Genomic DNA, 24,213 nt, shown 5'->3' with positions numbered 1-24,213 from the left:
GCAGGGCCGGCTGAATGACCTGTGGGGCCCACGTTCAACGTGGGCCCCACAGGTTTTTTCATGTCGGCAGTGTCGCCACCGAGACGAAAAAAAGCGGCGTCATCCTGTGTGGATGACGCCGCTTCGATTACAACGGTACAGGTGGCTGTCGGCCTAGAAGTCGTAGCGCAGGCTCATGGTGGCATTACGCGGGTCACCGTAATGGCCAACACTGCCGCCGATACCCGAGTAGTACTTCTCGTCGAAGATATTGTTCAGGTTCAAGGTGGCGGCCAGATGGTCGGTGACCTGATAGCGCGCCATCAGGCTGGCAACCGTGTAGTCATCCTGGGTGGCTCGGGCTTTGAGGCTGTTGTAGTAGAGCGACATGCTGGAGTTCCAGGACACCCCGCCACCCACGGTCAGCCTGTTCCAGTCACCCTGGAAGCGATAGGTGTTCCAGAAGCGGAAGGTGTCCATGGAATATTGCGTCAGCTGGCGCACGCCATCGGCGTCTTCCGTGCGGGCATGGCTGTAACTGGTCATGACTTGCCAACCAGGCAAGACCTCACCCGACAACTCCAGGTCGATACCCTTGGTCTCGGTACCCTTTGCGCCCTTGTAGGCTTGTTGGTCGAGCGTGCCTTGCACGATCTCACCGCTGTCCTCCACCGCCAGGTTGTCACGCTTGACCAGGAACAGTGCCGTACTGGCGTTCAGACGCCCGTCGTAGAACGCCCCTTTCCAGCCCACTTCGTAGTTGCTGCCTATGACAGGGCCAATGACCGAACCGTTACGATCGAGGTTGGACTGTGGCTTGAAGATATCGGTATAGCTGGCATACACCGATTGCTCGGGGGTCAGGTCATAGATGATGCCCGCGTACGGTGTTACTTCACCCCGCTCGTGCATCTTCACGTCCGGCGATCCGAACGAGGTAGGCCAGTAGTAATAGTCGTAGTCATAGTCGGAGGTGCGCGCGCCTACGATTACGTTCAGGTCATCCATCAGGTTGAACTTGAATGCCGCGTAGGTGCCGCGCTGGCTGCTCTTGATGTTGAGAATTTCCCCAAGTGCGCCAGTCTCGGTTGGCCGAGGCAGGTAGTTGTCCCAGTAATAGAAGTTGACGGTTGTGGTGCCGACGTCATAACCGGTGTGATCGTTCTTGTAATCCTGGTAGTTGAAGCCGGTGATGAACTCGTGAGTACGCCCGAACAGGGAAAAAGGCCCTTGCAGTGTCAGGTCCAGGCCACGCTGGGTCTGGTCGGCTTCAGCGTTGTAACGCAGCATTCGCGCAGCGCCGGTTTCTTCATTGATCCACGCTCGGCCCGAAGAGGTCTGATAAGAGCCGTTGTAGTTATCGCGATTGGAATCCATGTAGTTCGCGGCCAGCTTGATTTGCCAGTCATTGGCGAAGGTATGCTCGGCGGCCATGAAATAGTTGGTGGTTTCCAGCTCGTCGTACATCCAGCGGGCGCCGGAACTGGTAGAGCGGGAAAAGTTGGTCTGCTTGCCGTTGGTGAACAACAGCGGTACACCCGGTGAACCGGTGGCTTTGAACTTCTGGTAGTCGACGCCGAAACGTACCAAGGTGTCGTCGTTCAGGTCCGCTTCGAGAACGCCGTAGAGGATGTCTTTGTCTTCCTTGTACCAGTCGCGAAAGCTGCCGCTTTTCTGCTTGGCCGCCACCATGCGCCCGCGCAGGTTGCCACCCTCGGTCAAGGGGCCGGAAACATCGACTTCGCTGCGGTAGGAGTCCCAGGAGCCGACAGTGCCCTGGATATGCGACTGGAATTCGCGGGTCGGGCGTTTGCGAATGAGGTTGACCACGCCGCCGGGTTCACCCGCGCCGGTCATCAGGCCGGTGGCGCCGCGGACGATTTCGACGCGGTCGTAAAGGGTCATGTCCAGCAACGTGCTGGGCATGTTGCGGGTCTGGTTTTCCTGGGTGGTGGTCACGCCGTCAAGCTGGTAGATGTTGATGGCACTGCCGCGGGAATAGATGTTGTAGCGCAGGCCACCGTCCTGGGACATGGTGATGCCGGGGGTCTGGTTGAGCACCTGGGTCACGCTGTTGAGCTGCTGGTCGTCCATGCGCTGGCGGGTGATCACGCTGATCGACTGGGGCGTTTCACGGATCGACAGGTTCATCTTGGTGGCGGTGTTGGTCACACCGGTGGTGTAGGAGCCCGTGCCTTCGGTAGTGGCACCAAGGCCCACGCTATTGACGTTGGTCGCCGAAAGCTCGACCTGGCCGGCCTGTGCGCCCGAACTGGCCGTCACCGTCACGGTGTTGCCATCGATCTGGTAACGCAGCCCGGTGCCTTGCAGCAATGTTCGCAACGAAGACTGCAGGTCATGCCGGCCCTTGAGGGCCGTGGAGCGCAGCCCACTGATGTCCTCCGGGCTGTACAGCAACTGGGTATCGGTCTGCCTGGCCAGTGCCTGCAACGCCGAGTTCATCGACTGCGCAGGAATATCCAGGGTCCACTCCTGTGCCTGCACCTGGGTAACCATCGCAGCGGATATCGCCAGGCCCAGGCTGATGCGTGTGAGCGCGCGCTGGGGACGAAGGGAATGACGGATCAGTAATGCTTTGGCAAGCGGGTTGAGCGGGCCGGGGAGGGACTTGGACATCTATTGCGGTCTCGTTGGCAGAGGGTTTTTTTCTATGTCAGCTATATGACGCAGCACCTGTGAAAAACCGGAACGATTCTTATTGGCGATTTTTTTGGGCGATGCTGCGTTAACCGCGTCACAACTTCACAGTTCGCGTGCTACGCGAAAGCCGAGGAAGTCACCGCGGGTGGTCTTGAGGCGGTCGTTGCGGTTGGCCGAGCGGGAGAAGATCGGGGGCTCGCCCCAGTCGTTGCCGCGCATGTGCGCGCGGATGCACTTGGGGTCCTGGATCCAGGCACTGCCGTCGGTGGGGGCGCCTTCGTAGCTGTCGTGGTAGCAGTCGGCGACCCATTCGTAGACGTTGCCGTGCATGTCGTACAGGCCGAAGGCATTGGGCGGGTAGCTGCCCACCGGGGCGGTGAAGGTGTAACCGTCCTTGGGTCCATAGGTATTGGCGTGTTTGCTGATCTCGTATTTGCCCGGTTCGTCGAAGGGGAAGGGGAACGGGCCGCTGGAACCGGCACGGGCGGCATATTCGCGTTCGGCTTCGCTGACCATGCGGTATGGCTTGCCGGTGGTTTCAGCCAGCCATCGGGTGTAGGCCTGTACTTCGTCGTAGTCGATGCATACCGCCGGCTGGCGGGGACCTTGCTTGTAGCTGGGCTTGCTGGCTTCGCACCAGCGGTCGGGGCGGTCGTCGCCGCTCTTGATGACGGTGCCGGTGGCCTTGATATAGGCGTCCAGTTCGCCGGCGGTGACCTGATAGCGGCTCATCGCGAAGGGCTTGGCGAAGGTCACGGTGTGCAGCGGGCCCTCGTCGGGCTGGCGGCCGACTTCGTCGTCAGGGGCCCCCATCACGTAGCTGCCGGCGGGCAGCACGACCATTTCGGGGCAGTCCTTGCAGTCTTTGAACACGTCGCCGGGCTTGGCGGCGTGGGCGTAGGCGCTGACCAGCAGCAGGCAGGTGATCTGGGCTGGCCGGTAGAGCCAGGCGGATACGTTCATCGGTGGTCCTCGAAACGGGTGAATGCGGGCTGCGTTTCGCATTCAGACGAATCGGGGTGGTGAGAAATTAACCAATACACACGCGCCCCCTTACCAGCCAGTTAACGTCACTGGGGCTGCTGCGCAGCCCATCGCCGGCAAGCCAGGCTCCCACAAGGACTGCGAAAATCTTGAGTTCTGCGCCGTACTTGTGGGAGCCCGGCTTGCCGGCGATGGGCCGCAAAGCGGCCCCGGCAATATCGGCGTGGATGCAAAGAACTGGGGCCGCTTCGCGCCCCCTCGCGACACAAGGCCGCTCCTACACGGGATTGTGGCCGGCGGGGTAGTTGCCAGCCAGGAAACACCGGGCTATAGTCCAGCCCACTGTTCTTTTCCCGAAGACCTGTTCATGCCAGCCAGCCCATCCACCACAAGCTTTGCCATCGCGCCAGTCGCGGGCATGGTCGTGCGTGGCTGCCAGCAGCCGGCGATGATCAGTCACTATCCACCACCACCTGTCAGTGGCGTTGTAGGCGGCGTAGCTCCGCCTCCTTGCGTGGTCGTGCTGGGCTGATCGGCTTCTGGCCGCATCCCTTCGCACACGCAACCTACTGAACACGGTCGGCGACTTCCCACGCTGAAGCGCACGCCGTCCGTCTGGCTTATTCGCCTTGAATCAGGTGGCAATACATGTCTGTCTTTAGCAAAGCATCCGTGGCCTCGGCGGCCACTACCAGCCTGTTCGTCCTGCTGTGGAGCAGCGGGGCGATCGTCTCCAAGCTCGGCCTGGCGCATGCCAGCCCGTTTGCCTTCCTGCTGTTGCGCTCGGCGCTGGCCCTGGCCGGGCTGCTGCTGATCGGCCCGTTGCTGGGGCTGCGCTGGCCGCGTAGTCGCGGGGCCATCCTGCGGGCCCTGGGCACCGGCTGTGTGCTGCTCGGCGCCTACCAGATCTTCTACCTGCTGGCGCTCGATACCCATGTCACCCCCGGCATCATGGCCACGGTGATGGGGGTACAACCGATCCTGACCGTGGTGCTGATGGAGCGCCAGCGCTCCTGGAGCCGCTTGTTCGGCCTCGGGTTGGGGCTTGGCGGGTTGATCATGGTGGTCTACCAGGGCATCAACCTGGGCGGGGTATCGTTGGCGGGGATGTTGTTCGCCTTGCTGGCGCTGGCCAGCATGACCTTCGGCTCGATCCTGCAGAAGCGCATCACCGACAACCCCATGGGCACGCTGCCGCTGCAGTACCTGGCCGGCTTTGCCATGTGCGCGCTGTTCGCGCCGCTGCAGCCGCTGCATGTGGAGTGGACTGGCGGTTTCGTCGGCGCGCTGCTGTGGATGGGGCTGGTGGTCTCGCTGCTGGCGACCCTGCTGCTTTACCGGCTGATCGCCAAGGGTAACCTGGTCAATGTCACCAGCCTGTTCTACCTGGTGCCGGCAGTGACCGCGGTGATGGACCTGCTGATCTTCGGTAACCGCCTGGCGCCGCTCAGCCTGCTGGGCATGGGGCTGATCGTGGTGGGCCTGCTGTTCGTGTTCCGCAAGCCCGCCGCGCGCCTGGCCGAGGCGTAGGCCCTAGCGGAACTCTTCGGGGATGGCGTGGCGCAGTACGCCTTCCTCGAAGTCCAGCAGGCCGGCTTCGCGCTGGGTGAGCAGGTAGTAGAGCAAGGTGTCGAGCGAGCGCTGCGGCGGGACCTCGACCGCCAGCATCTTCACCGCCTGCTCGGTTTCGCAGTTGCAGCCGAAGTCGTGCAAGGCCGCGCATACCTGGTCCAGGGTTTCCGGGGGCTTGACGATCACCCGGAACACCGAGCTGCCGCTGCTGCGGCGTAGTTCGGCGAACCAGGTTTCGCCGGCTTCCTCACGGGTGCCGATCACGTCGCCCGGGGCGATGCCGTAGACATGGAAGGGAATGTTGTCGACGGCATAGCCGCCTTCCACGGCCTTGGCCCACAGGCCCTCGACCGAGGCGGGCGGGTAGCCGTTTTCGTCCTGCTCCAGGCGGAACAGGACCTTCTTGTACGCGTCGTTCATTGTGTACCCCGCTTCAGCTGCGGGCCGGACGCAGCACCAGCCACAATGCCACGCCAATCAGCAGACCGCCGTACAGGTGCGCCATCGACAGCGGCTCGTCCAGCAGCCATGCCCCCCACAATACGCCGAATACCGGGATCAGGAAGGTCACGGTACTGGCCTTGACCGGGCCGATCTCCTCCAGCAGGCGGAAGTACAGGATGTAGGCGAACGCTGTGCACAGCAGGCCCAGGCCGAGCAGCGACAGCCACACCTGCCAGCCGCCCCAGCTGGCGGGTGGCTGGCTCAGCGCGCTCCAGGCGAACAGCGGGCTCAGCATCAGGGTGGCGCCGAGCATGCTGCCCAGTGCCGACAGGCGGCTGTCCAGGCCGCTGACCCAGCGGCGGGCGAGGAAGCCGGCAAAGCCGTAGCAGGTGGTGGCCGCCAGGCAGGCGAGGGCGCCTTGCAGCAGGGCCAGGTCCAGGGCCACCGGGCCGGCACCGCTGAGGATGCCGACGCCGAACAGGCCGAGGAAGATGCCGCAGAGCTTGGCCAGGGTCATCGGTTCGCGGAAGAACAGCACGCCGACCAGCACACCCATCAGCGGCGTGGTGGCGTTGAAGATTGCCGAGTAGCCGGCGGGCAGCACCTGGGCGGCCACGGAGTAGAACGTGGCGGGAATACCGGAATTGATCATGCCCAGCACCAGGCAGGCCCCGAGCTTGCCCTGGAAGTCCCAGCGCACGCGGGCGGCAGCGAGCAGTGCAACCAGGCCCAGGCAGGCGATGGACACGCGGAAGAACGCCGTCGGCACCGTGCCCAGTTCGGGAGCGATGATGCGCATGAACAGGAAGCTCGCCCCCCAGACGGCGGCAAGGGTCAGCAGGCGGGCTAGGGCGATGGGGCTCACAACGGTCTCCGGAGGCAGGGCAGGGGCGCGAGTGTACGCCAGGGGGGCTGGGGATTCTTGTGCTTTCTTGCGGTGTAAACCTGTGCCGGCCTCTTCGCGGGCACGCCCGCTCCCACAGGTTCTCTGCAATGCTCGGCCCTGTGGTAATCCTGTGGGAGCGGGCGAGCCCGCGAAGAGGCCGGCACAGGCTCCACAAAAACCAAGAGGCGACTAAGCTCTGTAACTCAACACCGCACCGAGGTCCTCGCATGCCCCAGCCCTGGCCCGCTGTCGAAATCGCCCGGACGATCCTTGCCGGCTTCGACGACTACCGCGACCACTTCCAGCGCATCACCCTCGGTGCCCGCCAGCGCTTCGAGCAGGCGCGCTGGCAGGATATCCAGCGTGCCGCCGCCGCCCGTATCAATCTCTATGAAGAGAAGGTCGCCGAGGTCAACGGCTGGCTGCGCCAGAGCTTTGCCGAGGACGTGCTGCTGGATGTGGAGCAATGGCCGTTGGTGAAGAACGCCTATATCCACCTGATCGACCCAAGGCTGGACGACGAGCTGTCCGAGACCTGGTACAACTCGCTGTTCTGCAGCCTGTTCAGCCACGACCTGATCAGCGACGGCTGCATGTTCATCCACACCACCCGACCGTCCATGCGCAGCCGTGAGCGCGCCGCGCAAACCCGTACCTATCGGCCTGACGGTGGGCTCAAGGGCCTGCTGCGGGCGGTGTTCAGCGATTACCCGTTCGATGTGCCGTACGGCGACCTGGAGGGCGACCTGGTGCGCCTGGAGGATCAGTTGCGCGACTGCCTGCCGGACTGGGTATGCAAGGATCCGACCTTGGCGTTGGAGCTGTTTGTGCCGGTGCTTTACCGCAACAAGGGTGCATACCTGGTCGGCCGTCTGTTCAACAGCGATGAGCAATGGCCGCTGGTAATCCCGCTGCTGCACCGCGAAGGGCACGGTATCGAGGCCGATGCGCTGATCACCGACGAGGCCGAGGTGTCGATCATCTTTTCCTTCACCCGCTCGTACTTCATGGTCGATGTGCCGGTGCCTGCGGAGTTCGTCAACTTCCTCAAACGCATCTTGCCGGGCAAGCACATTGCCGAGCTGTATACCTCCATCGGTTTCTACAAGCATGGCAAGTCGGAGTTCTACCGGGCGCTGATCAACCACCTGGCCAGCAGCGACGACCGCTTCGTCATGGCGCCCGGGGTGCGCGGCATGGTCATGAGCGTGTTCACCCTGCCGGGCTTCAACACCGTGTTCAAGATCATCAAGGACCGTTTTTCACCGTCGAAGACGGTCGACCGTGCCACGGTGATAGACAAGTACCGGCTGGTGAAAAGCGTCGACCGCGTCGGGCGCATGGCCGATACCCAGGAGTTCGCCGATTTTCGATTCCCGCGTAGCAAGTTCGAGCCGGAGTGCCTGGCCGAACTGCTGGAGGTGGCGCCATCGACCGTGGCGCTCGAGGGTGACACGGTGCTGATCCGCCACTGCTGGACCGAGCGGCGCATGACGCCGCTGAACCTGTACCTGGAACACGCCAGCGAGGGCCAGGTGCTGGAGGCCCTGGAGGATTACGGCCTGGCCATCAAGCAGCTGGCGGCGGCGAATATCTTCCCTGGCGACATGCTGCTGAAGAACTTTGGCGTAACCCGCCATGGCCGGGTGGTGTTCTATGACTATGACGAGATCAGCTTCCTGACCGAGGTGAACTTCCGCCATATCCCGCCGCCGCGTTACCCGGAGGACGAGATGTCGGGCGAGCCGTGGTACTCGATCGGGCCGCATGACGTGTTCCCCGAGGAGTTTCCGCCGTTCCTGTTTGCCGATATCGGCCAGCGGCGCTTGTTCAGCCGCCTGCATGGGGAGTTGTACGACGCGGATTACTGGAAGGGGCTGCAGGCGGCGATTCGTGACGGGAAGGTGATCGATGTGTTTCCGTATAGGCGCAAGGGGCGGTGACTGTGCTTTAGCAGGCCCGGCCTCTTCGCGGGCTTGCCCGCTCCCACAGGTACATCACAGCTCTCGAGGGCAGTGGGTTCCTGTGGGAGCGGGCAAGCCCGCGAAGAGGCCGGGCCTGCTTTTCCCAATTACCCCTTCAAACACTTCAATTCACTGAAATCGGTACGCACCTTGCTCAACCGTTCCAGCAGGTACCGCCGCTGCTGCGGGGTACTCTGGTGCACCAGGTCCACCAGCAAGCTGCGCGCCTGCTGCTCGGTATTCTGATACGCCGCCCGGTACTCCGGCGTCCACAAACTCTCCTTGCGCTGCAACAGCGTTGCCAGGCGCGGCTCGAAGCTGGCGTCGTTGCGCTGGTTCATCGCCAGCAGCAATTGCTGCTGCCAGTGCGCGCGGTTGGCGATCCATTCGCGGTTCTGGTCGCCCAGCGCCTGGGACCAGGCCTGCACGCGCTGCTTCTGTACCGCGGTCAGCTCGCCAAACCACGGCGTCAGGCGTTTCTCCATGCGTTCGGTACGGCGGGCGATCTGCTTGTCCAACGGCGTATCCACATACTTCTTCTGCCGTTCGCTGATGTCTTCGCGGAACGCCTCGCGCATCTCCGCCACCTGGGCATCGCTCATGCCGCGCAGCAGCTCGGTGGCCGAAGGGGTGATTTCCTCGGCTACCCGGCCAATCGCCTCGCGGGCTTCGCGGGTACGCTGCTGCAGGGATTGGTCGGTCACCTGGTCGTCGGCGACCATGCCGCGTACCCGGTCCAGCCAGTCGAGGTAACCAGGCAGCTGGGTCTTGCAATGCCAGGCCAGGTGCTCCCGCAGGCGGTCGTCAAGCATGGCCTTCTGCTCGCTGTTCATGGCCAGGTAGTCGCCCAGCGACCACGGCACCAGGCGGTCGAGGTTGCGGTAGGCCAGGTCGATACGGCTGCAGGCGGCCAGGGCCAGGGCGCAGCCGATGGCGACGAGCAGGGCTTTGGACAGGCGTAGCGGCATGGGCTGCTCCTTGCGGGTGCTTGCCCGTCGGTAGACGCAAGAGGAACGCTGACGGTTCCACTGCATCAGCGGTCGGGCGGCGCGCTGGCTTCAGGTGTAGAATAGCCGCCTTGTCTTGAGGAACATCGGAAATGGCTCTGCTTGGGCGTTACAACAGTTTGCAAATCGTGAAACACGTGGACTTCGGCCTGTACCTGGACGGCGGCGCCGACGGCGAGATCCTGCTGCCCGGGCGCTACATCCCGAAAAACGCCGAAACCGAAGTGGATGACTGGCTGAACGTGTTCATCTACCTGGACAGCGAAGACCAGCTGATCGCCACCACCGAGAAGCCCAAGGTGCAGGTTGGCGAGTTCGCCAGCCTCAAGGTCAAGGATATCAACGGTGCCGGCATCTTCCTCGACTGGGGCCTGTCCAAGGACCTGCTGATGCCGTACTCGGAAGAGGCGCGGCCGCTGAAAATCGGCGACTACTGCGTGGTACACGTGTATCTCGACAAGCGCACCCGCCGCATCACCGCCACCTCACGCCTGGACCGCTACCTGGACCGTACCCCGGCGGACTACCAGGTGGGCCAGCCGGTCGAGCTGCTGGTGGCCGGCGAGACACCGATGGGCTTCAAGGCGATCATCAACAACCGCCACTGGGGCCTGATCCACAAGAACGAGGTGTTCAAGTTCCTGCGCTCGGGCATGCACGAGAAGGGCTTTATCAAGGAAGTGCGCGCGGACGGCAAGATCGCCTTGAGCCTGCAACCGGTGGGTGCTGCCCTGGCCGACAGCCTGCAGGAGCAGATCATGGCGCGCCTGGAGGCCGAAGGTGGGGTGCTGGGGGTGTGCGACAAGAGCGACCCGGCGCTGATCAGCAAGCTGTTCAACGTCAGCAAGGGCAACTTCAAGAAGGCCATTGGCGGGCTGTTCAAGCAGGGCCGCATCGTCATCCATGACGATCGCATCGAAAAGGCCTGATCAGGCCTGCACGAAGGTACGGAAGTCCAGCTGCTCGCCACCCGGTCGGGTGTCGCGCAGCAGCGAGTCGCGGTCGGCGCTGAGGGCCAGGCTGATGGTCGAGCGGCGCTTGCCGGGGTTGCGCACTTCCATCTGTTCCTGGTGAGCGCGCAGGAAGTTGGTCGGCACCTTCAGGTGCTGCAGCTCGTCGCTTTCCGGGGTGTGCAGCAGCAGGTTGACCCAGTCGGGCTGGCCCTTGCGCAGCAGCGCCACCGGCACCTCGAACCACCACAGGTTGCGCTTGCGGTCGAGGATGGCGAACAGGGTGTTGCTGCTGGTCAGCACCGGGCGGGCCAGTGCTTCGTTACGCCGGGCGATGGCGGCGGGTTTGTCGAGTTTCATGCAGGTTCCTGCGGGTTGACGCTATGAAGGCCTGCATTGTGAGGGGTGGCGGGTAGCGGAGCAAGGTTTGCCAACCGCCTTGCCGCTCGGTTCGAAGGCGAAAAAACTGTTGGAACGCTTGGCGAAGGCGTCGGGTCCACCGACTGTCGGCACGGTCCACGTGCCCCCAATTGCAGGAGTTTTGCCATGAGCGGTACCAAAGACAAAGCGAAAGGCTTGGCCAACGAAGCGATCGGCAACGTCAAGCAGGGTGTCGGCAAAGTGACCGACAACGAGCGGCTGCGGGCCGAGGGTGAAGCGCAGGAGCTCAAGGGCGAGGGGCAACAGATCAAGGGCAATGTGAAGGACGCGGTGAAAAAACCTTGATGTGACTGGCCTGTCCCGGCCTTTTCGCGGGCGTGCCCGCGAAGAGGCCGCTACTGGCGTAAGCAAATTCTTGCAGCATGGCCGGGATCAGCACAGCAGCGGCATGGTCTATTAGACTTACCCGTGGTACCCACGAATCAAGCGGCGAAAGGAGACGCTATGATTTTCCCCGACCTGCGCGGCCTGCCCCTGCACCGCGTGTTGGTACGCACCGTCAAGGAATTCCTCGACGACGAGATGTCGACCTACGCTTCCGCATTGGCCTACCAGATGCTGTTCTCGTTGTTCCCGTTCCTGCTGTTCCTGATCGCCCTGATCGGTTTCCTGCACCTGCCGGACTTCTTCTCCTGGCTGCGCCTGCAATCGGAACTGGTGCTGCCACCCCAGGCGCTGGAGCAGGTCAACCCGGTGATCGACCAGTTGCAGCAGTCCAAGGGCGGGCTGCTGTCAGTAGGTATCGTAATTGCCTTGTGGACCGCATCGGCTGGTGTGCGCCTGATGATGAGCGCGATGAACGCCGCCTACGATGTGCCCGAGGGCCGCCCGGTGTGGAAGCGCATTCCGTTGTCGATCATCTATACCGTGGGCATTGCCGGCATGTTGCTGGTGGCAGCGGCGCTGATGGTGCTGGGCCCGCAGGTGATGGAGTGGATTGCCGCCCAGGTAGGCATGCAGGAGGTGATCGTCACGGTGTGGACCATCCTGCGCTGGCCGGCGATCATCATCCTGATGATGGTGGCGGTGGCGCTGATCTACTACGTGATGCCCGATGTGAAGCAGCAGTTCCGCTTCATCACCCCGGGTTCGGTGCTGGCGGTGGTGGTGTGGATCTTGGCGTCGCTGGGCTTTGCCTACTACGTGAAGACCTTTGCCGACTACAACGCGATGTACGGCAGTATCGGTGCAATCATCGTGCTATTGCTGTATTTCTATATCTCCGCTGCCGTTTTGCTGCTGGGCGCGGAGATGAACGCAGTGATCGAGCACATGTCGAGCGAGGGCAAGAACCCTGGCGAAAAGGACGTCGATGAGCACAAACCCCGCGAAACCATTACCGTGCTGGGCCATGAGCACCCCGTTCCGAGCGAGCACCAATCTTCAGAGCCGAACCCCAGATGATCCGTGACATTCTCAAGATGGGCGACGAACGCCTGCTGCGCATCGCCCCGCCAGTGCCCGAGCACATGATCGGCAGCGCCGAACTGCAGCAACTGATCGACGACATGTTCGAAACCATGCGCCATGTGGGCGGTGTCGGCCTGGCCGCACCGCAGATCGGCATAGACCTGCAACTGGTGATCTTCGGCTTCGAGCGCAGCGAGCGTTACCCGGATGCCGAACCGGTGCCGCAGACTATCCTGCTCAACCCGGTCATCACGCCCACATCCAGCGAGATCGAGGACGGTTGGGAAGGCTGCCTGTCGGTGCCCGGCCTGCGCGGTGTGGTACCGCGTTTCAAGCACATCTGCTATGAAGGCATCGACCCCCAGGGCAACCCGATCAACCGTTTTGCCGACGGCTTCCATGCGCGGGTGGTGCAGCATGAATGCGACCACTTGATCGGCCGGCTTTACCCGTCACGCATCCAGGACTTTTCCCGGTTCGGCTACACCGAGGTGCTGTTCCCCGGGCTCGACGCCAGCGACGACTGACCTCGTTGCAGTGCCACCAGGCGTTTGCTGCGCTGGTAGCGCTGCAGGCGGCCAGCCAGGGTTTCCGGCAGTTGCAGAGCCATGTCGAAGCCCAGGCGCTGGTAGAAGGGCGCAAGGTCCGGGTGGCAGAACAGCCAGGTGGGCCCGCCAGCCTGCGCCAGCGCCGCCTCGACCAACCGCCCGGCCACGCCCTGGCTGCGCCGCTGCGGGTCGACGAACAACCCGGTCAGCCACAAGCCATCGCCCACCGGGCTCAGGCTCAAGCCTGCGATGATGCCGGGGCCCCGCGCCACCCACAGCTCAGCATCGCCCGCAGCACGCATGCGTGAGCCGTGCTGGCGGTAAAAGTGGTCCAGCAGCCGGCGTTCCGGGGCCGAAAGTTTCGAACAGTACAAATTTTCAGAAATTGCGCGCCCTGCCCTGAAAGGTGGCCAGAGGCTCTGGCCCGATGTTTTGCGGTGAACTTGTCGCAGATTGTTGCATATCTGGCAAGGGTGAATGTCCGAGTTCGGGGTTCAACTATTCCAGGCCGGGAGTAGACTTTTAGCCATCCCCACTGGCAGTACGAAGCGGGATCGGTACTTCGTGCCATCTTCACCGCAGATGGCAACTTCTCCGCGCCGGGCACGGCTATAGAAGTCAATCGATCAGCTTGAATGCTCAAAAGGCAAACTCACATGAAACCATTACTGATTCTTGCATTGGTCGGTATGTCCTCGTTCGCCCTCGCCGATGAGGCCAGACCCGTCTCCAGCGAGCCCGTCGCCCAGCAGTACGACTACTCCATGAACCTGGACATCAAGCGGGTGATCAACCTGTCGACCATCCCCAACGTCTGCGAAGTGGTACCTGCGACCATGACCTACGAAGACCACCAGGGCCAGGTGCACACCATCCAGTACCGGGCGATGGGTGAGGGGTGCCAGCAGGGTTGATCGGGCTCTTGCCTGGTGTTGATGGCCCTTTCGCCGGCTTGCTGGTGACGGGGCCATCAACCGTCTTGCAGTTCGAGCAACAGAAAAATCCTGAATGAATATCGAGGAAAAAGTGCTATCTTAATTTGATAGCATTTTTCGATGAACACTCGATACCGCAAAGTCCTCGACGCAATTTTCCGAACGCCGACCACGGCGTCGTTGGCTTTCTCCGAGATCGAGGCATTGGTACTCCATCTGGGCGGTGAGGTGCTGGAGCGGCAAGGCTCCAGGGTCAAGCTGGTGCTGGGTGGCCAATGCTGGAGATGCCATCGGCCTCATCCAGGCAAGGAAGCCAAGCGGTATCAGATTGAAGAAGCCCGTGAATTCCTCTCGCGGGCAGGAGTCAGGATATGAGTTGCATGCGCTACAAAGGCTACGCCGCCCGTATCGAGTACGACGCGCGTGACGATATCTTCGTCGGCCGTGTGCTTGGTATGCGTGACATCATCAGTTTTCACGCAAGCTCGGTGCCCGAGCTGCATGAGGCGTTTCGCGATGCGCTGGAAGATTACCTGGCCGATTGTGCAGAGCAGGGCATTGCGCCGGAAAAGCCTGCCTCGGGCAAAGTAATGCTGCGTATCCGGCCCGAAGTTCATGCTGCCGCGAGTGTTGCTGCCCGTGCCGCCGGCAAAAGCCTCAACCAGTGGGCCGACGAGGTCTTCGAACAAGCCGCAATGGCCTGACCAAGCCTGCTTTCGTTACTCGCGGGTATTCTGCAATTACTCATGCAGAATAGTTTCCGTTGCCTGTCGATTCCTCCAGTTCCCGTTCGACCAATAGGTGAGAGCACGTTGCCCCCCGTGCCCAATCACCCATGACCTGTCGGAGGAACCCCCGATGAGCACCGCAGCCGAAACCGAGATACGCCAATTGATCGAGCGCTGGATGCAGGCCGTGCGCGATCGCGACATCCCCAACATCATCGCTCCCTATGCCGACGACATCGTCGCCTTCGATGCCATCCAGGCCCTGCAGTTCAAGGGCAAGGCAACCTACCAGGCGCACTGGGAAATGTGCATGGGCATGTGCCCCGGCCCCATGGTTTTCGAATACGCCGAACTCACCGTGCATGCCGCTGGCGACCTGGCCCTGGCCCACTGGCTTAACCGCTGCGGCCCCGCGGACAACGAAAGCCAGTGCGGCTTCATGCGCGCCACCGTGGGCTATCGTCGTCAAGGTGGCCAGTGGCAGGTAATCCACGAACACTGGTCGGCGCCATTCGACATGGAAACCCAGAAAGCCCTGTTCGATCTCAAGCCCTGAGCCGTTATCGCCAAACGCACTTTGCCAATGCCCTGGAGGCGACCATGAAATACCTGTGCCTGGTCTATTGTGACGAGGGGCTGCTGCACAGCCTGCCCGACAGCCCGGAAGACGCCGAATGCATGGCGTATGCCGAATCCATCCAAGGCTCCGGGCGAATGCTGGCGGCCGAGGCGCTGAAGCCGGTGCAGACCGCCACCACAGTGCGCATGCGCAACGGGCACATGAGCCTGACCGACGGCCCGTTCGCCGAGACCAAGGAGCAGTTGGCGGGCTTCTACCTGGTGGAAGCCCGCGACCTGAACGAGGCGCTGAACATCGCCGAGGGCATCCCCGCCGCGCGGGTCGGCAGTGTCGAGGTGCGACCGGTGCGCGAACTGCAACCCTGACAGCAATGGAGACTTCCCAGCATGAGCCTGGCACACCCCGCGCAAGTGCAGCACGAGCTGTCCATCAGTCGCCTGATCGACGCACCGCCGTCCAAGGTGTTCCGCGCCTGGACCGACCCTCAGTGGCTGATGCAATGGTGGGGGCCGCACGGCATGACCACCCCGGAATGTGAGATGCAGTTGTGGATCGGTGGCCTGTTCCGCACCGTGATGCGGGCGCCGGATGGCAGCGATTACCCGAACCAGGGCGTATTCCTGGAGATTGCTGCTCCGCGACGGCTGGTGTTCACCGATGCCTTCGGCCCAGGCTGGGTGCCTTCGGACAAGGCGTTCATGACTGCCGTGATCAGTTTTGACGAGGAGCAAGGCAAAACTCGCTACACCGCCCGCGCCTGGCACTGGAATGCCGCCGACTGCCGCGCCCATGAGGAAATGGGCTTCCACCAGGGCTGGGGAGAAAGCCTGGACCGCCTGGTGGAGGTAGTGACCCAGCGGATGCCCGACTGATGACGGCACTGGCGCAGGTGCGCGCCGAGGTCGAGGCGGTCTACCGAAACGAGTCACGGCGCATCCTGGCGACGCTGATCCGCCTGTTGGGTGATTTCGACCTGGCCGAGGAGGCCATGCACGATGCCTTCTTCATCGCAGTCGAACGCTGGCAGCGCGACGGTATTCCCGATAACCCGCGGGCGTGGCTGGTGTCCACTGGCCGCTTCAAGGCCATCGATGTGCTGCGTCGGCACGCCCGGTTCGACCGTTCCCAGGCGGACCTGAGCATGCTGCTCGACGGCCAGGCGCAGGACCCCAGCGAAGAAGAGCTGCTGGCCGACGACCGCTTGCGGCTGATCTTCACCTGCTGCCACCCGGCCTTGTCCGCCGATGCCCAGGTGCCGCTGACCCTGCGTGAAGTCTGCGACCTGACCACCGAGCAGATCGCCCGTGCTTTCCTGCAGAGCCCGGCCACCATCGCACAGCGTATCGTGCGCGCCAAGGCCAAGATCCGCGATGCCGGCATCCCTTACCAGGTGCCGGAGCTGAACGAACTGCCCGAGCGCCTGGAGAGTGTGCTGCGGGTGATCTACCTGGTGTTCAACGAGGGCTATTCGGCGTCGTCGGGCGAGGCGCTGTTGCAGCAGGAGCTGAGCGATGAAGCCATTCGCCTGGCGCGCCTGTTGGTGCAGTTGCTGCCCGACCCGGAGGCGGTCGGCCTGCTGGCCTTGATGTTGCTGCAGGCATCCCGGCAGCGGGCGCGTACCGATGGCCGGGGCAATCTGGTATTGCTCGAGCAGCAGGATCGTAGCCTGTGGGACCGGCAACGCATTGCCGAAGGTTGCGAACTGGTGCGCCAGGCCCTGCAAAGCCGGGCGTTCGGTGCTTATACCGTGCAGGCGGCGATTGCCGCGGTGCATGCCGAAGCGGCGACAGCCGAAGCGACCGACTGGGCGGAGATCGTCGGGCTGTATGACGTGCTGCAGCGGCATTGGCCGTCAGCTGTGGTTGAACTGAACAGGGCCGTGGCGCTGGCGAAGCGGGATGGGCCTGAGGTTGGCCTGCGGGAGGTCGAAGGGATTCTGGCGCGGGGAGAGTTGCTGGACTATCACCTGGCGCATGCGACGCGGGGTGAGCTGCATTACCAGCTGGGGCATGTAGAAGAGGCCCGGGCGGCCTGGCTGCAGGCGCTGGCGTTGACCCGGCAGGAGCCGGAGCGCAGGCATATCGAGCGGCGGTTGCAAGCGATTGAATGATGTTGGCTGGACTGGCCTCTTCGCGGGCACGCCCGCTCCCACAGGTTTTCCACTGGGTTGAAGGCTATGCAATCCCTGTGGGAGCGGGCGTGCCCGCGAAGAGGCCGGTACTGCCTACATCACTTTTCAGCTAGCCACAAAATTCGGCGGCGACACCAGCTCGACGGTCTGCTGCTTGCGCGGTGCCAGGATCTCGGCCTCGCCCTGAACCACCAGCTCATCGTTCTGGTTGTAGACATTGGTGGCGATACGTACCTTGAACTTGGGCAGCTTCTCCAGGATTTCCAGGCGCACGGTCAGGGTATCGCCAATTTTCACCGGCTTCTGGAAGCTCATCTGCTGGCCCAGGTAGATGGTGCCAGGGCCAGGCAGGGTGCAGGCCACGGCAGCACTGATCAGCGCGCCGCTGAACATGCCGTGGGCAATGCGCTCGCGGAACATGCTCTTGGCAGCGAACTCGGCGTCCAGGTGTACCGGGTTGTGGTCACCGGACATCGCGGCGAACAACTGGATGTCGCGTTCTTCGACGGACTTCTTGTACTCGGCCTTCTGGCCGACTTCGAGGGCTTCGTAAGGCGTGTTGGTGACCTGGGACATCGGGGCTTCCTTAAGCGGTAGGCGAGGGCGGCTATCATTCACTGCGCACAGGGCGGCCAAGAGCCAGCGCCTGTTCAAGCCAGACGAGAATATCGGCGGTGACCTCGTTACGGTTGGTTTCGTTGAGTACTTCGTGCCGCGCCTCAGGATAGACGCGCAGCTGTACATGTCGATTGCCGGTCGCGCGCAGGGCGTCGGCCAGATGGGTGAGACGCTTGCCGGCACTGACCGGATCACATTCACCACCGATCACCAGCAGCGGCAGGTTCGGATCGATCTGCGCGAGGTTACTCGGCTGGCTGATCTGCGCCAAGCCTTGCAGCAGGTCAAGCCACAATTGGTTGCTGCAGCGAAAGCCGCAGAGCGGGTCGTTGACATACAGGTCGACCTGCGCCGGGTCGCGGCTGAGCCAGTCGAACGCCGTGCGGTTGGGCTTGAAGGCCTTGTTGAACGAGCCGAACGACAACCATTCTATGAGCGCGCTCTTTCCCAGCGGCCCTTGGCGCCAGGCCTCCAGCCGGGCAATCAGGCGCGCCACACGGTAGAGCGCTGCCGGCTGGTAGTTGGAGCCACTGAGGATCGCCCCATGCAGGCTGCCACTGTGGTGCAGCAGGTAGGCCTGGGCGATGTAGCTGCCCATGCTGTGGCCGAACAGGAACAGCGGTGTGCACGGGAATTGCTGACCGATGTGCTGGGCCAGCAGCCCGATGTCGTTGACCACGGCATTCCAGCCATGATGGCGGGCGAACAGGCCGAGGCTGCCCAGCTCGGCCGTGCGTCCATGGCCGCGCTGGTCGGGGGCGAACAGGGCGAAACCGGCCTCGCTCAAGGCATGGCCCAGGTGCTGGTAGCGCCCGGCGTGCTCGGCCATGCCGTGGGCCAGCAGCACCACGGCTTTTACCGGTGTGGCCGGCAACCATTGGTGCACATACAGGCTGCAGTGCTCGCTGGCGGGTAACCAGAAGGCGTCGTGAGGCATGGCGGGTCCTTGTGCGCACAGGTACCCGAACAGTGTATGCACAACCGACCGGATTGCAGGAAGGGCACAAATAAGATTCACAATGTTAATGGCGGCACTTGGCGTATATGCCACCTTGGGCTTACCTGCTAACGTCGGATCAACGCCTTTTCGCTTTCGGGCGGGCAGGTGAAAGGATTACAGGACTCACAGCAGGTCCAGGCAGAGGAACAATAATAAATGCAAGCCGACTTCTGGAATGACAAGCGCCCGGCGGGCGTGCCTTCCACCATCGACATCAATGCCTACACCTCGGTCGTCGAGGTGTTCGAGCGCTCCTGCAAACGCTTCGCCGACCGCCCGGCCTTCAGCAATTTGGGCGTAACCCTGACCTACGCGGACCTGGAACGCCATTCGGCGGCCTTCGCCGCCTGGCTACAGCAGCACACCGACCTCAAGCCGGGCGACCGCATCGCGGTGCAGATGCCCAATGTGCTGCAATACCCCATCGCTGTGTTCGGTGCCCTGCGCGCTGGCCTGATCGTGGTCAACACCAACCCGCTGTACACAGAGCGCGAGATGCGCCATCAGTTCAAGGACAGCGGCGCGCGTGCGCTGGTGTACCTGAACATGTTCGGCAAGCGCGTGCAGGAGGTATTGCCCGATACCGGCATCGAGTACCTGATCGAGGCGAGGATGGGCGACCTGCTGCCCACCGCCAAGGGCTGGCTGGTCAACACCGTGGTCGACAAGGTCAAGAAGATGGTGCCGGCCTACCAGCTGCCCCAGGCGGTGTCGTTCAAGCAGGTGCTGCGCCAGGGCCGCGAGCTGCCTCACAAGCCGGTGCCGCTCAGCCTGGACGACACTGCCGTGCTGCAATACACCGGTGGCACCACCGGCCTGGCCAAGGGCGCCATGCTCACCCACGGCAACCTGGTGGCCAACATGCTGCAGGTGCTGGCCTGCTTCTCGCAGCACGGGCCGGACGGGCAGAAGCTGATCAAGGACGGCCAGGAAGTGATGATCGCGCCGCTGCCGCTGTACCACATCTATGCCTTTACCGCGAACTGCATGTGCATGATGGTCACCGGCAACCACAACGTGCTGATCACCAACCCGCGGGATATTTCCGGCTTCATCAAGGAGCTGGGCAAATGGCGTTTCTCCGCCTTGCTGGGCCTGAACACGCTGTTCGTCGCACTGATGGACCACCCGGGCTTCCGCCAGCTCGACTTTTCGGCGCTGAAGGTCACCAACTCCGGCGGTACCGCACTGGTGAAGGCCACCGCCGAGCGCTGGGAGGCGCTTACCGGTTGCCGCATCGTCGAAGGCTACGGCCTGACCGAAACCTCGCCGGTGGCCAGCACCAACCCCTATGGCCAGCTGGCGCGTCTGGGTACGGTGGGCATCCCGGTGGCGGGCACCGCCTTCAAGGTGATCGACGATGACGGCAACGAGCTGCCGCTGGGCGAGCGGGGCGAGCTGTGCATCAAGGGCCCGCAGGTGATGAAAGGCTACTGGCAGCAGCCCGAGGCCACGGCCCAGGCCCTGGATGCGGAGGGCTGGTTCAAGACCGGCGACATCGCGGTGATCGACCCGGACGGCTTCACCCGAATCGTCGACCGCAAGAAGGACATGATCATCGTATCGGGTTTCAACGTGTACCCCAACGAGATCGAGGATGTGGTGATGGGCCATCCCAAGGTCGCCAACTGCGCGGCCATCGGCGTACCGGACGAGCGCTCCGGCGAGGCGGTGAAGCTGTTCGTTGTGCCGCGCGAGGGCGGGCTGAGCGTGGATGAGCTGAAGGCCTACTGCAAGGCCAACTTCACCGGCTACAAGGTGCCCAAGCACATCGTGCTGCGCGAGTCGTTGCCGATGACGCCGGTGGGCAAGATCCTGCGGCGGGAGCTGCGCGACATAGCTTGATACCGGGGTTGGCTTCTTCGCGGGCTTGCCCGCTCCCACAGGTACTGCACAGCATTCGAGAACTGTGAGGTCCCTGTGGGAGCGGGCAAGCCCGCGAATGCCGTGAAACCGCTCTAACAGGCTATTTATAGCCCGATGTGCGACATTTTGGATAATTACTCTAAAAATGACCTGTATTGTTCATTGAGTCATTTTTGTGACCGTGAGGCCTGTTTTGGCCTCTAGGCGACCCCAGGCAAAGCTGTTACTCTCGGCCCGCTTTCAGATGATCCGGTTTGCAACGAGCCGTCATCCCATATCAATAATAAGCGCATCGACGCGTGAATCGAACTTCGCTGTTGCTGAAGGAGTGGGCTTCCATGATCGAAAATTTTTGGAAGGATAAGTACCCAGCCGGGATTACGGCGGAAATCAATCCTGACGAATTCCCCAATATCCAGGCGGTACTCAAGCAATCCTGCCAACGCTTTGCCGACAAACCGGCCTTTAGCAACCTGGGCAAGACTATCACTTATGGCGAGCTGTATGCGCTGTCGGGAGCGTTTGCCGCCTGGTTGCAGCAGCATACCGACCTCAAGCCGGGTGACCGCATTGCCGTGCAGCTGCCCAACGTACTGCAATACCCGGTGGCGGTATTCGGTGCCATGCGTGCCGGGCTGATCGTGGTCAACACCAACCCGCTGTACACCGCACGGGAAATGGAACACCAGTTCAACGACTCCGGCGCCAAGGCTTTGGTGTGCCTGGCCAACATGGCCCACCTGGCCGAGAAGGTGGTGCCCAAGACCCAGGTCAGGCACGTCATCGTCACCGAAGTGGCCGACCTGCTGACGCCGCTCAAGCGCCTGCTGATCAACAGCGTGATCAAGTACGTGAAGAAGATGGTGCCGGCCTACAACCTGCCGCGTGCCGTACGCTTCAACGACGCTCTGGCGCAGGGCAAGGGCCAGCCGGTGACCGAGGCCAACCCGCAGGCTAACGACGTGGCGGTGCTGCAGTACACCGGTGGCACCACCGGCGTGGCCAAGGGCGCGATGCTTACCCACCGCAACCTTGTGGCCAACATGCTGCAGTGCCGGGCGCTGATGGGCTCCAACCTGCACGAAGGCTGCGAAATCCTCATCACCCCGCTGCCGCTGTACCACATCTACGCCTTTACCTTCCATTGCATGGCAATGATGCTGATCGGCAACCACAACGTGCTGATCAGCAACCCGCGTGACCTGCCAGCCATGGTCAAGGAACTGGGCAAGTGGAAGTTCAGCGGCTTCGTCGGCCTCAACACTCTGTTCGTTGCCTTGTGCAACAACGAGGCGTTCCGTGCCCTGGACTTCTCGGCGCTGAAGATCACCCTCTCCGGTGGCATGGCCCTGCAACTGAGCGTGGCCGAGCGCTGGAAGGCCGTGACCGGCTGCGCCATCTGCGAAGGCTATGGCATGACCGAGACCAGCCCGGTGGCTGCGGTGAACCCGGCGGAGGCCAACCAGGTCGGCACCATCGGTATTCCGGTGCCGTCCACCCTGTGCAAGGTCATCGACGACAACGGCAACGAGCTGCCGCTGGGCGAGGTGGGCGAGTTGTGCGTCAAGGGCCCGCAGGTGATGAAGGGCTACTGGCAGCGTGAGGAGGCCACTGCCGAGATTCTCGACAGCGATGGCTGGCTGAAGACCGGCGACATCGCCGTGATCCAGCCAGATGGTTACATGCGCATCGTCGACCGCAAGAAGGACATGATCCTGGTCTCGGGCTTCAACGTTTACCCCAACGAGCTGGAAGATGTGCTGGCGGCCCTGCCGGGCGTGCTGCAGTGCGCGGCCATCGGCGTGCCGGACGAGAAGTCCGGTGAAGTGATCAAGGTGTTCATCGTGGTCAAGCCGGGCATGACCCTGACCAAGGAACAGGTGATGGAGCACATGCGCGCCAACGTCACCGGCTACAAGGTCCCGCGCCAGATCGAGTTCCGCGACGCGCTGCCGACCACCAACGTTGGCAAGATCCTGCGCCGCGAACTGCGCGATGAAGAGCTGAAGAAACAGGGCTTGAAGAAGATCGCCTGACGCCCAGCCAGCGCGGTCTGTGTAGGAGCGGCCTTGTGTCGCGATCGGGTCGCGAAGCGGCCCCAGGTTTTCAGCCGTGATGCTGAAATTGCTGGGGCCGCTTCGCGGCCCGATCGCGACACGAGGCCGCTCCTACAGAGGTTGCGCAGGCCTCAGGTTCAGCGCAGTTTCTCCAGCATCTGGTAGTACCACATCCCCGCCGCCAGCAGCGGATTGCCCAGCAAATCCCCCATCGGCACCCGCACATGCTTGCACTGGGCGAAGGTGTCGAACTTCTCCAGCGTCCCGGTCAACGCCTCGGCCATGATCTCGCCCATAATGTGGCTGGTGGCAATGCCGTGCCCCGAATAACCCTGGCAATACCAAACGTTGTCCGACAGCTTGCCCAGCTGCGGGATGCGGTTGACCACGATGCCCATGGCGCAGCTCCACTGGAACTCGATCGGCACGCCTTTCAACGCCGGGAAGGTGCGCTCGATGCACGGGCGCAGTTCGCCTTCGATATCCCGTGAATCACGGCCGGAATAGTTGGCGCCACCGCCGAACAGCAGGCGCTTGTCGGCGGTCAGGCGGTAGTAATCGAGCACGAAGCGGCAGTCGTATACCGCCAGGTCCTGCGGGTTGATCTGTTCGGCCAGCTCCCCCAGCGGTGCGGTGGTGACGATGCCGCCCATGGCCGGGAAGATCTTGCCCTTGAGCTGGCGCTTTTCCAGTTTGTGGTACACATCGCCGGCCAGCATCACCTGGCGCGCCTCGACCCGCCCGTGGGCGGTGACTACCGCCGGGCGCGGGCCGTGGACGATGTCCAGCACTTCGGAGTTTTCGAAAATCAGCGCCCCCAGGCCATGGGCAGCACGGGCCTCGCCCAGGCACAGGTTGAGCGGGTGCAGGTGCAGGTTGCGCAGGTTTTTCAGCGCGCCCAGGTACAGCGGGCTTTGCAGGTGCTCGGCCACGCCATCGCGGTCCAGCAGTTGTACCTGCTCGCCCATGCCGCGCCGCCGGGCCTCGGCTTCGAATGCGCGCAGCTCGTCCATGTGCGAGGGCTTCATGGCCGCGTGCAGGTGGCCGCGCTTGAGGTCGCAGTCGATGTTGTAGCGTGCCACGCGCTGCTCGATCACCTGGTGCCCGCGCCAACGCAAGTGCCAGATGAAGTCATCGACCTCGGTACCGAGGCGGTTGCGCATCTGCGAGCGCATGGCTTCGTCGCCCGACAGGCTGCCGGTGACCTGGCCGCCGTTGCGCCCGCTGGCACCCCAGCCGATGCGGTTGGTTTCGACGATGGCCACCTTCAGGCCACGCTCGGCCAGCTCCACCGCCGTGGCCACGCCGGTGAAGCCGCCGCCGATGATCGCCACATCCACCTGTACCGTGCCCTTGAGCTGCGGGTACTCGGTGTGGTCGTTGAGGGTGGCGCTGTAGTAGGACGGCGCGCGTTGCGCCGGCCCTTTGTTCAATGCTGCATTCATGGGTGTT

General features: G+C 62.9%; 25 protein-coding genes. 15 read left to right on the top strand and 10 right to left on the bottom strand.

The window, feature by feature from the left end:
* Positions 1–153: 153 nt before the first annotated feature.
* Positions 154–2,616 (bottom strand): TonB-dependent siderophore receptor, encoded by a 2,463-nt coding sequence (locus tag ACK56M_RS21915; protein ID WP_411959044.1) that lies wholly within the window; start codon positions 2,614–2,616, stop codon positions 154–156.
* Between the two features lie 126 nt (positions 2,617–2,742).
* The gene (locus ACK56M_RS21910; protein ID WP_015271324.1) at positions 2,743–3,603 is read right to left on the bottom strand and encodes a formylglycine-generating enzyme family protein; all 861 of its coding nucleotides are present in this window, start codon (positions 3,601–3,603) and stop codon (positions 2,743–2,745) included.
* Between the two features lie 669 nt (positions 3,604–4,272).
* Between ACK56M_RS21910 and ACK56M_RS21905 the strand changes: the two genes are divergently transcribed.
* Positions 4,273–5,154, top strand: a complete 882-nt coding sequence (locus ACK56M_RS21905; RefSeq protein ID WP_041505660.1) for a DMT family transporter — start codon at positions 4,273–4,275, stop codon at positions 5,152–5,154.
* A gap of 3 nt (positions 5,155–5,157) precedes the next feature.
* Here the strand turns inward: ACK56M_RS21905 and ACK56M_RS21900 are convergent, their stop codons facing one another.
* Both ACK56M_RS21900 and ACK56M_RS21895 read right to left on the bottom strand, forming a co-directional pair.
* Positions 5,158–5,616, bottom strand: a complete 459-nt coding sequence (locus tag ACK56M_RS21900; RefSeq protein WP_232881374.1) for a DUF4265 domain-containing protein — start codon at positions 5,614–5,616, stop codon at positions 5,158–5,160.
* A 13-nt stretch (positions 5,617–5,629) separates the two neighbouring features.
* Entirely contained in the window at positions 5,630–6,505 is an 876-nt protein-coding gene (locus ACK56M_RS21895; RefSeq protein WP_015271321.1) for a DMT family transporter, read from the bottom strand.
* 248 nt (positions 6,506–6,753) lie between these two features.
* On the opposite strand from ACK56M_RS21895, the gene aceK reads away from it, so the two are divergent.
* Positions 6,754–8,469: a bifunctional isocitrate dehydrogenase kinase/phosphatase gene (gene aceK, locus ACK56M_RS21890; RefSeq protein WP_013973730.1), complete on the top strand. Its 1,716-nt coding sequence runs from the start codon at positions 6,754–6,756 to the stop codon at positions 8,467–8,469.
* Positions 8,470–8,597: 128 nt separating this feature from the next.
* Here aceK and ACK56M_RS21885 read toward each other — a convergent pair whose 3' ends face one another.
* The gene (locus ACK56M_RS21885; RefSeq protein WP_015271320.1) at positions 8,598–9,458 is read right to left on the bottom strand and encodes a DUF6279 family lipoprotein; all 861 of its coding nucleotides are present in this window, start codon (positions 9,456–9,458) and stop codon (positions 8,598–8,600) included.
* 131 nt (positions 9,459–9,589) lie between these two features.
* Between ACK56M_RS21885 and ACK56M_RS21880 the strand changes: the two genes are divergently transcribed.
* A complete protein-coding gene (locus tag ACK56M_RS21880; protein WP_013973728.1) occupies positions 9,590–10,426 on the top strand; it encodes a S1 RNA-binding domain-containing protein in 837 nt (278 codons plus the stop codon).
* Here the strand turns inward: ACK56M_RS21880 and ACK56M_RS21875 are convergent, their stop codons facing one another.
* Positions 10,427–10,807, bottom strand: a complete 381-nt coding sequence (locus ACK56M_RS21875) for a hypothetical protein (RefSeq protein WP_013973727.1) — start codon at positions 10,805–10,807, stop codon at positions 10,427–10,429.
* Between the two features lie 186 nt (positions 10,808–10,993).
* Here ACK56M_RS21875 and ACK56M_RS21870 point away from each other — a divergent pair, with 186 nt between their 5' ends.
* The 3 genes from ACK56M_RS21870 (at position 10,994) to def (ending at position 12,825) form a co-directional block, all read left to right on the top strand.
* Complete coding sequence (locus tag ACK56M_RS21870) at positions 10,994–11,173, top strand: CsbD family protein (RefSeq protein WP_015271319.1); 180 nt, start codon at positions 10,994–10,996, stop codon at positions 11,171–11,173.
* A gap of 159 nt (positions 11,174–11,332) precedes the next feature.
* Positions 11,333–12,292 carry a YihY/virulence factor BrkB family protein gene (locus ACK56M_RS21865; RefSeq protein ID WP_013973725.1) on the top strand — a complete coding sequence of 320 codons (960 nt, stop codon included), beginning with the start codon at positions 11,333–11,335 and terminating at the stop codon, positions 12,290–12,292.
* Positions 12,289–12,825 carry a peptide deformylase gene (def, locus tag ACK56M_RS21860; protein WP_015271318.1) on the top strand — a complete coding sequence of 179 codons (537 nt, stop codon included), beginning with the start codon at positions 12,289–12,291 and terminating at the stop codon, positions 12,823–12,825. The genes ACK56M_RS21865 and def overlap by 4 nt, the downstream gene beginning before the upstream one ends.
* On the opposite strand, the gene ACK56M_RS21855 is transcribed toward def, so the two are convergent.
* Positions 12,780–13,148 (bottom strand): GNAT family N-acetyltransferase, encoded by a 369-nt coding sequence (locus ACK56M_RS21855; RefSeq protein WP_015271317.1) that lies wholly within the window; start codon positions 13,146–13,148, stop codon positions 12,780–12,782. The genes def and ACK56M_RS21855 overlap by 46 nt on opposite strands.
* 354 nt (positions 13,149–13,502) lie before the next feature.
* Here ACK56M_RS21855 and ACK56M_RS21850 point away from each other — a divergent pair, with 354 nt between their 5' ends.
* From ACK56M_RS21850 to ACK56M_RS21820, 7 genes are all read left to right on the top strand, one after another.
* Positions 13,503–13,760, top strand: a complete 258-nt coding sequence (locus ACK56M_RS21850) for a DUF2790 domain-containing protein (RefSeq protein ID WP_004375752.1) — start codon at positions 13,503–13,505, stop codon at positions 13,758–13,760.
* Between the two features lie 141 nt (positions 13,761–13,901).
* Positions 13,902–14,156 carry a type II toxin-antitoxin system HicA family toxin gene (locus tag ACK56M_RS21845; RefSeq protein ID WP_085721171.1) on the top strand — a complete coding sequence of 85 codons (255 nt, stop codon included), beginning with the start codon at positions 13,902–13,904 and terminating at the stop codon, positions 14,154–14,156.
* Entirely contained in the window at positions 14,153–14,485 is a 333-nt protein-coding gene (locus tag ACK56M_RS21840; protein ID WP_015271315.1) for a type II toxin-antitoxin system HicB family antitoxin, read from the top strand. The genes ACK56M_RS21845 and ACK56M_RS21840 overlap by 4 nt, the downstream gene beginning before the upstream one ends.
* A gap of 154 nt (positions 14,486–14,639) precedes the next feature.
* Positions 14,640–15,065 (top strand): YybH family protein, encoded by a 426-nt coding sequence (locus ACK56M_RS21835; protein ID WP_054573787.1) that lies wholly within the window; start codon positions 14,640–14,642, stop codon positions 15,063–15,065.
* A 44-nt stretch (positions 15,066–15,109) separates the two neighbouring features.
* Complete coding sequence (locus tag ACK56M_RS21830) at positions 15,110–15,454, top strand: YciI family protein (RefSeq protein ID WP_411959043.1); 345 nt, start codon at positions 15,110–15,112, stop codon at positions 15,452–15,454.
* Positions 15,455–15,475: 21 nt separating this feature from the next.
* Complete coding sequence (locus ACK56M_RS21825) at positions 15,476–15,961, top strand: SRPBCC family protein (protein WP_013973720.1); 486 nt, start codon at positions 15,476–15,478, stop codon at positions 15,959–15,961.
* Positions 15,961–17,199 (top strand): RNA polymerase sigma factor, encoded by a 1,239-nt coding sequence (locus tag ACK56M_RS21820; protein WP_137137654.1) that lies wholly within the window; start codon positions 15,961–15,963, stop codon positions 17,197–17,199. The genes ACK56M_RS21825 and ACK56M_RS21820 overlap by 1 nt, the downstream gene beginning before the upstream one ends.
* Positions 17,200–17,325: 126 nt before the next feature.
* Here the strand turns inward: ACK56M_RS21820 and ACK56M_RS21815 are convergent, their stop codons facing one another.
* Positions 17,326–17,796, bottom strand: a complete 471-nt coding sequence (locus ACK56M_RS21815; protein ID WP_012273633.1) for a MaoC family dehydratase — start codon at positions 17,794–17,796, stop codon at positions 17,326–17,328.
* Positions 17,797–17,830: 34 nt separating this feature from the next.
* Positions 17,831–18,775 (bottom strand): alpha/beta hydrolase, encoded by a 945-nt coding sequence (locus ACK56M_RS21810; RefSeq protein ID WP_054573789.1) that lies wholly within the window; start codon positions 18,773–18,775, stop codon positions 17,831–17,833.
* A gap of 219 nt (positions 18,776–18,994) precedes the next feature.
* Between ACK56M_RS21810 and fadD2 the strand changes: the two genes are divergently transcribed.
* Both fadD2 and fadD1 read left to right on the top strand, forming a co-directional pair.
* Positions 18,995–20,683 carry a long-chain-fatty-acid--CoA ligase FadD2 gene (fadD2, locus tag ACK56M_RS21805; RefSeq protein WP_054573790.1) on the top strand — a complete coding sequence of 563 codons (1,689 nt, stop codon included), beginning with the start codon at positions 18,995–18,997 and terminating at the stop codon, positions 20,681–20,683.
* A gap of 359 nt (positions 20,684–21,042) precedes the next feature.
* Positions 21,043–22,740 (top strand): long-chain-fatty-acid--CoA ligase FadD1, encoded by a 1,698-nt coding sequence (gene fadD1, locus ACK56M_RS21800; protein ID WP_411959042.1) that lies wholly within the window; start codon positions 21,043–21,045, stop codon positions 22,738–22,740.
* A gap of 158 nt (positions 22,741–22,898) precedes the next feature.
* Here fadD1 and ACK56M_RS21795 read toward each other — a convergent pair whose 3' ends face one another.
* Positions 22,899–24,206, bottom strand: coding sequence for an NAD(P)/FAD-dependent oxidoreductase (locus tag ACK56M_RS21795; protein WP_015271308.1), 1,308 nt, complete (start codon positions 24,204–24,206; stop codon positions 22,899–22,901).
* Positions 24,207–24,213 lie beyond the last annotated feature (7 nt).

Source organism: Pseudomonas sp. s4 (assembly GCF_046764235.1).
GTDB classification, from domain to species: domain Bacteria; phylum Pseudomonadota; class Gammaproteobacteria; order Pseudomonadales; family Pseudomonadaceae; genus Aquipseudomonas; species Aquipseudomonas asiatica.
Note: the sequence above shows the minus strand (reverse complement) of the source record. Positions and strands in the feature narration are given on the sequence as shown.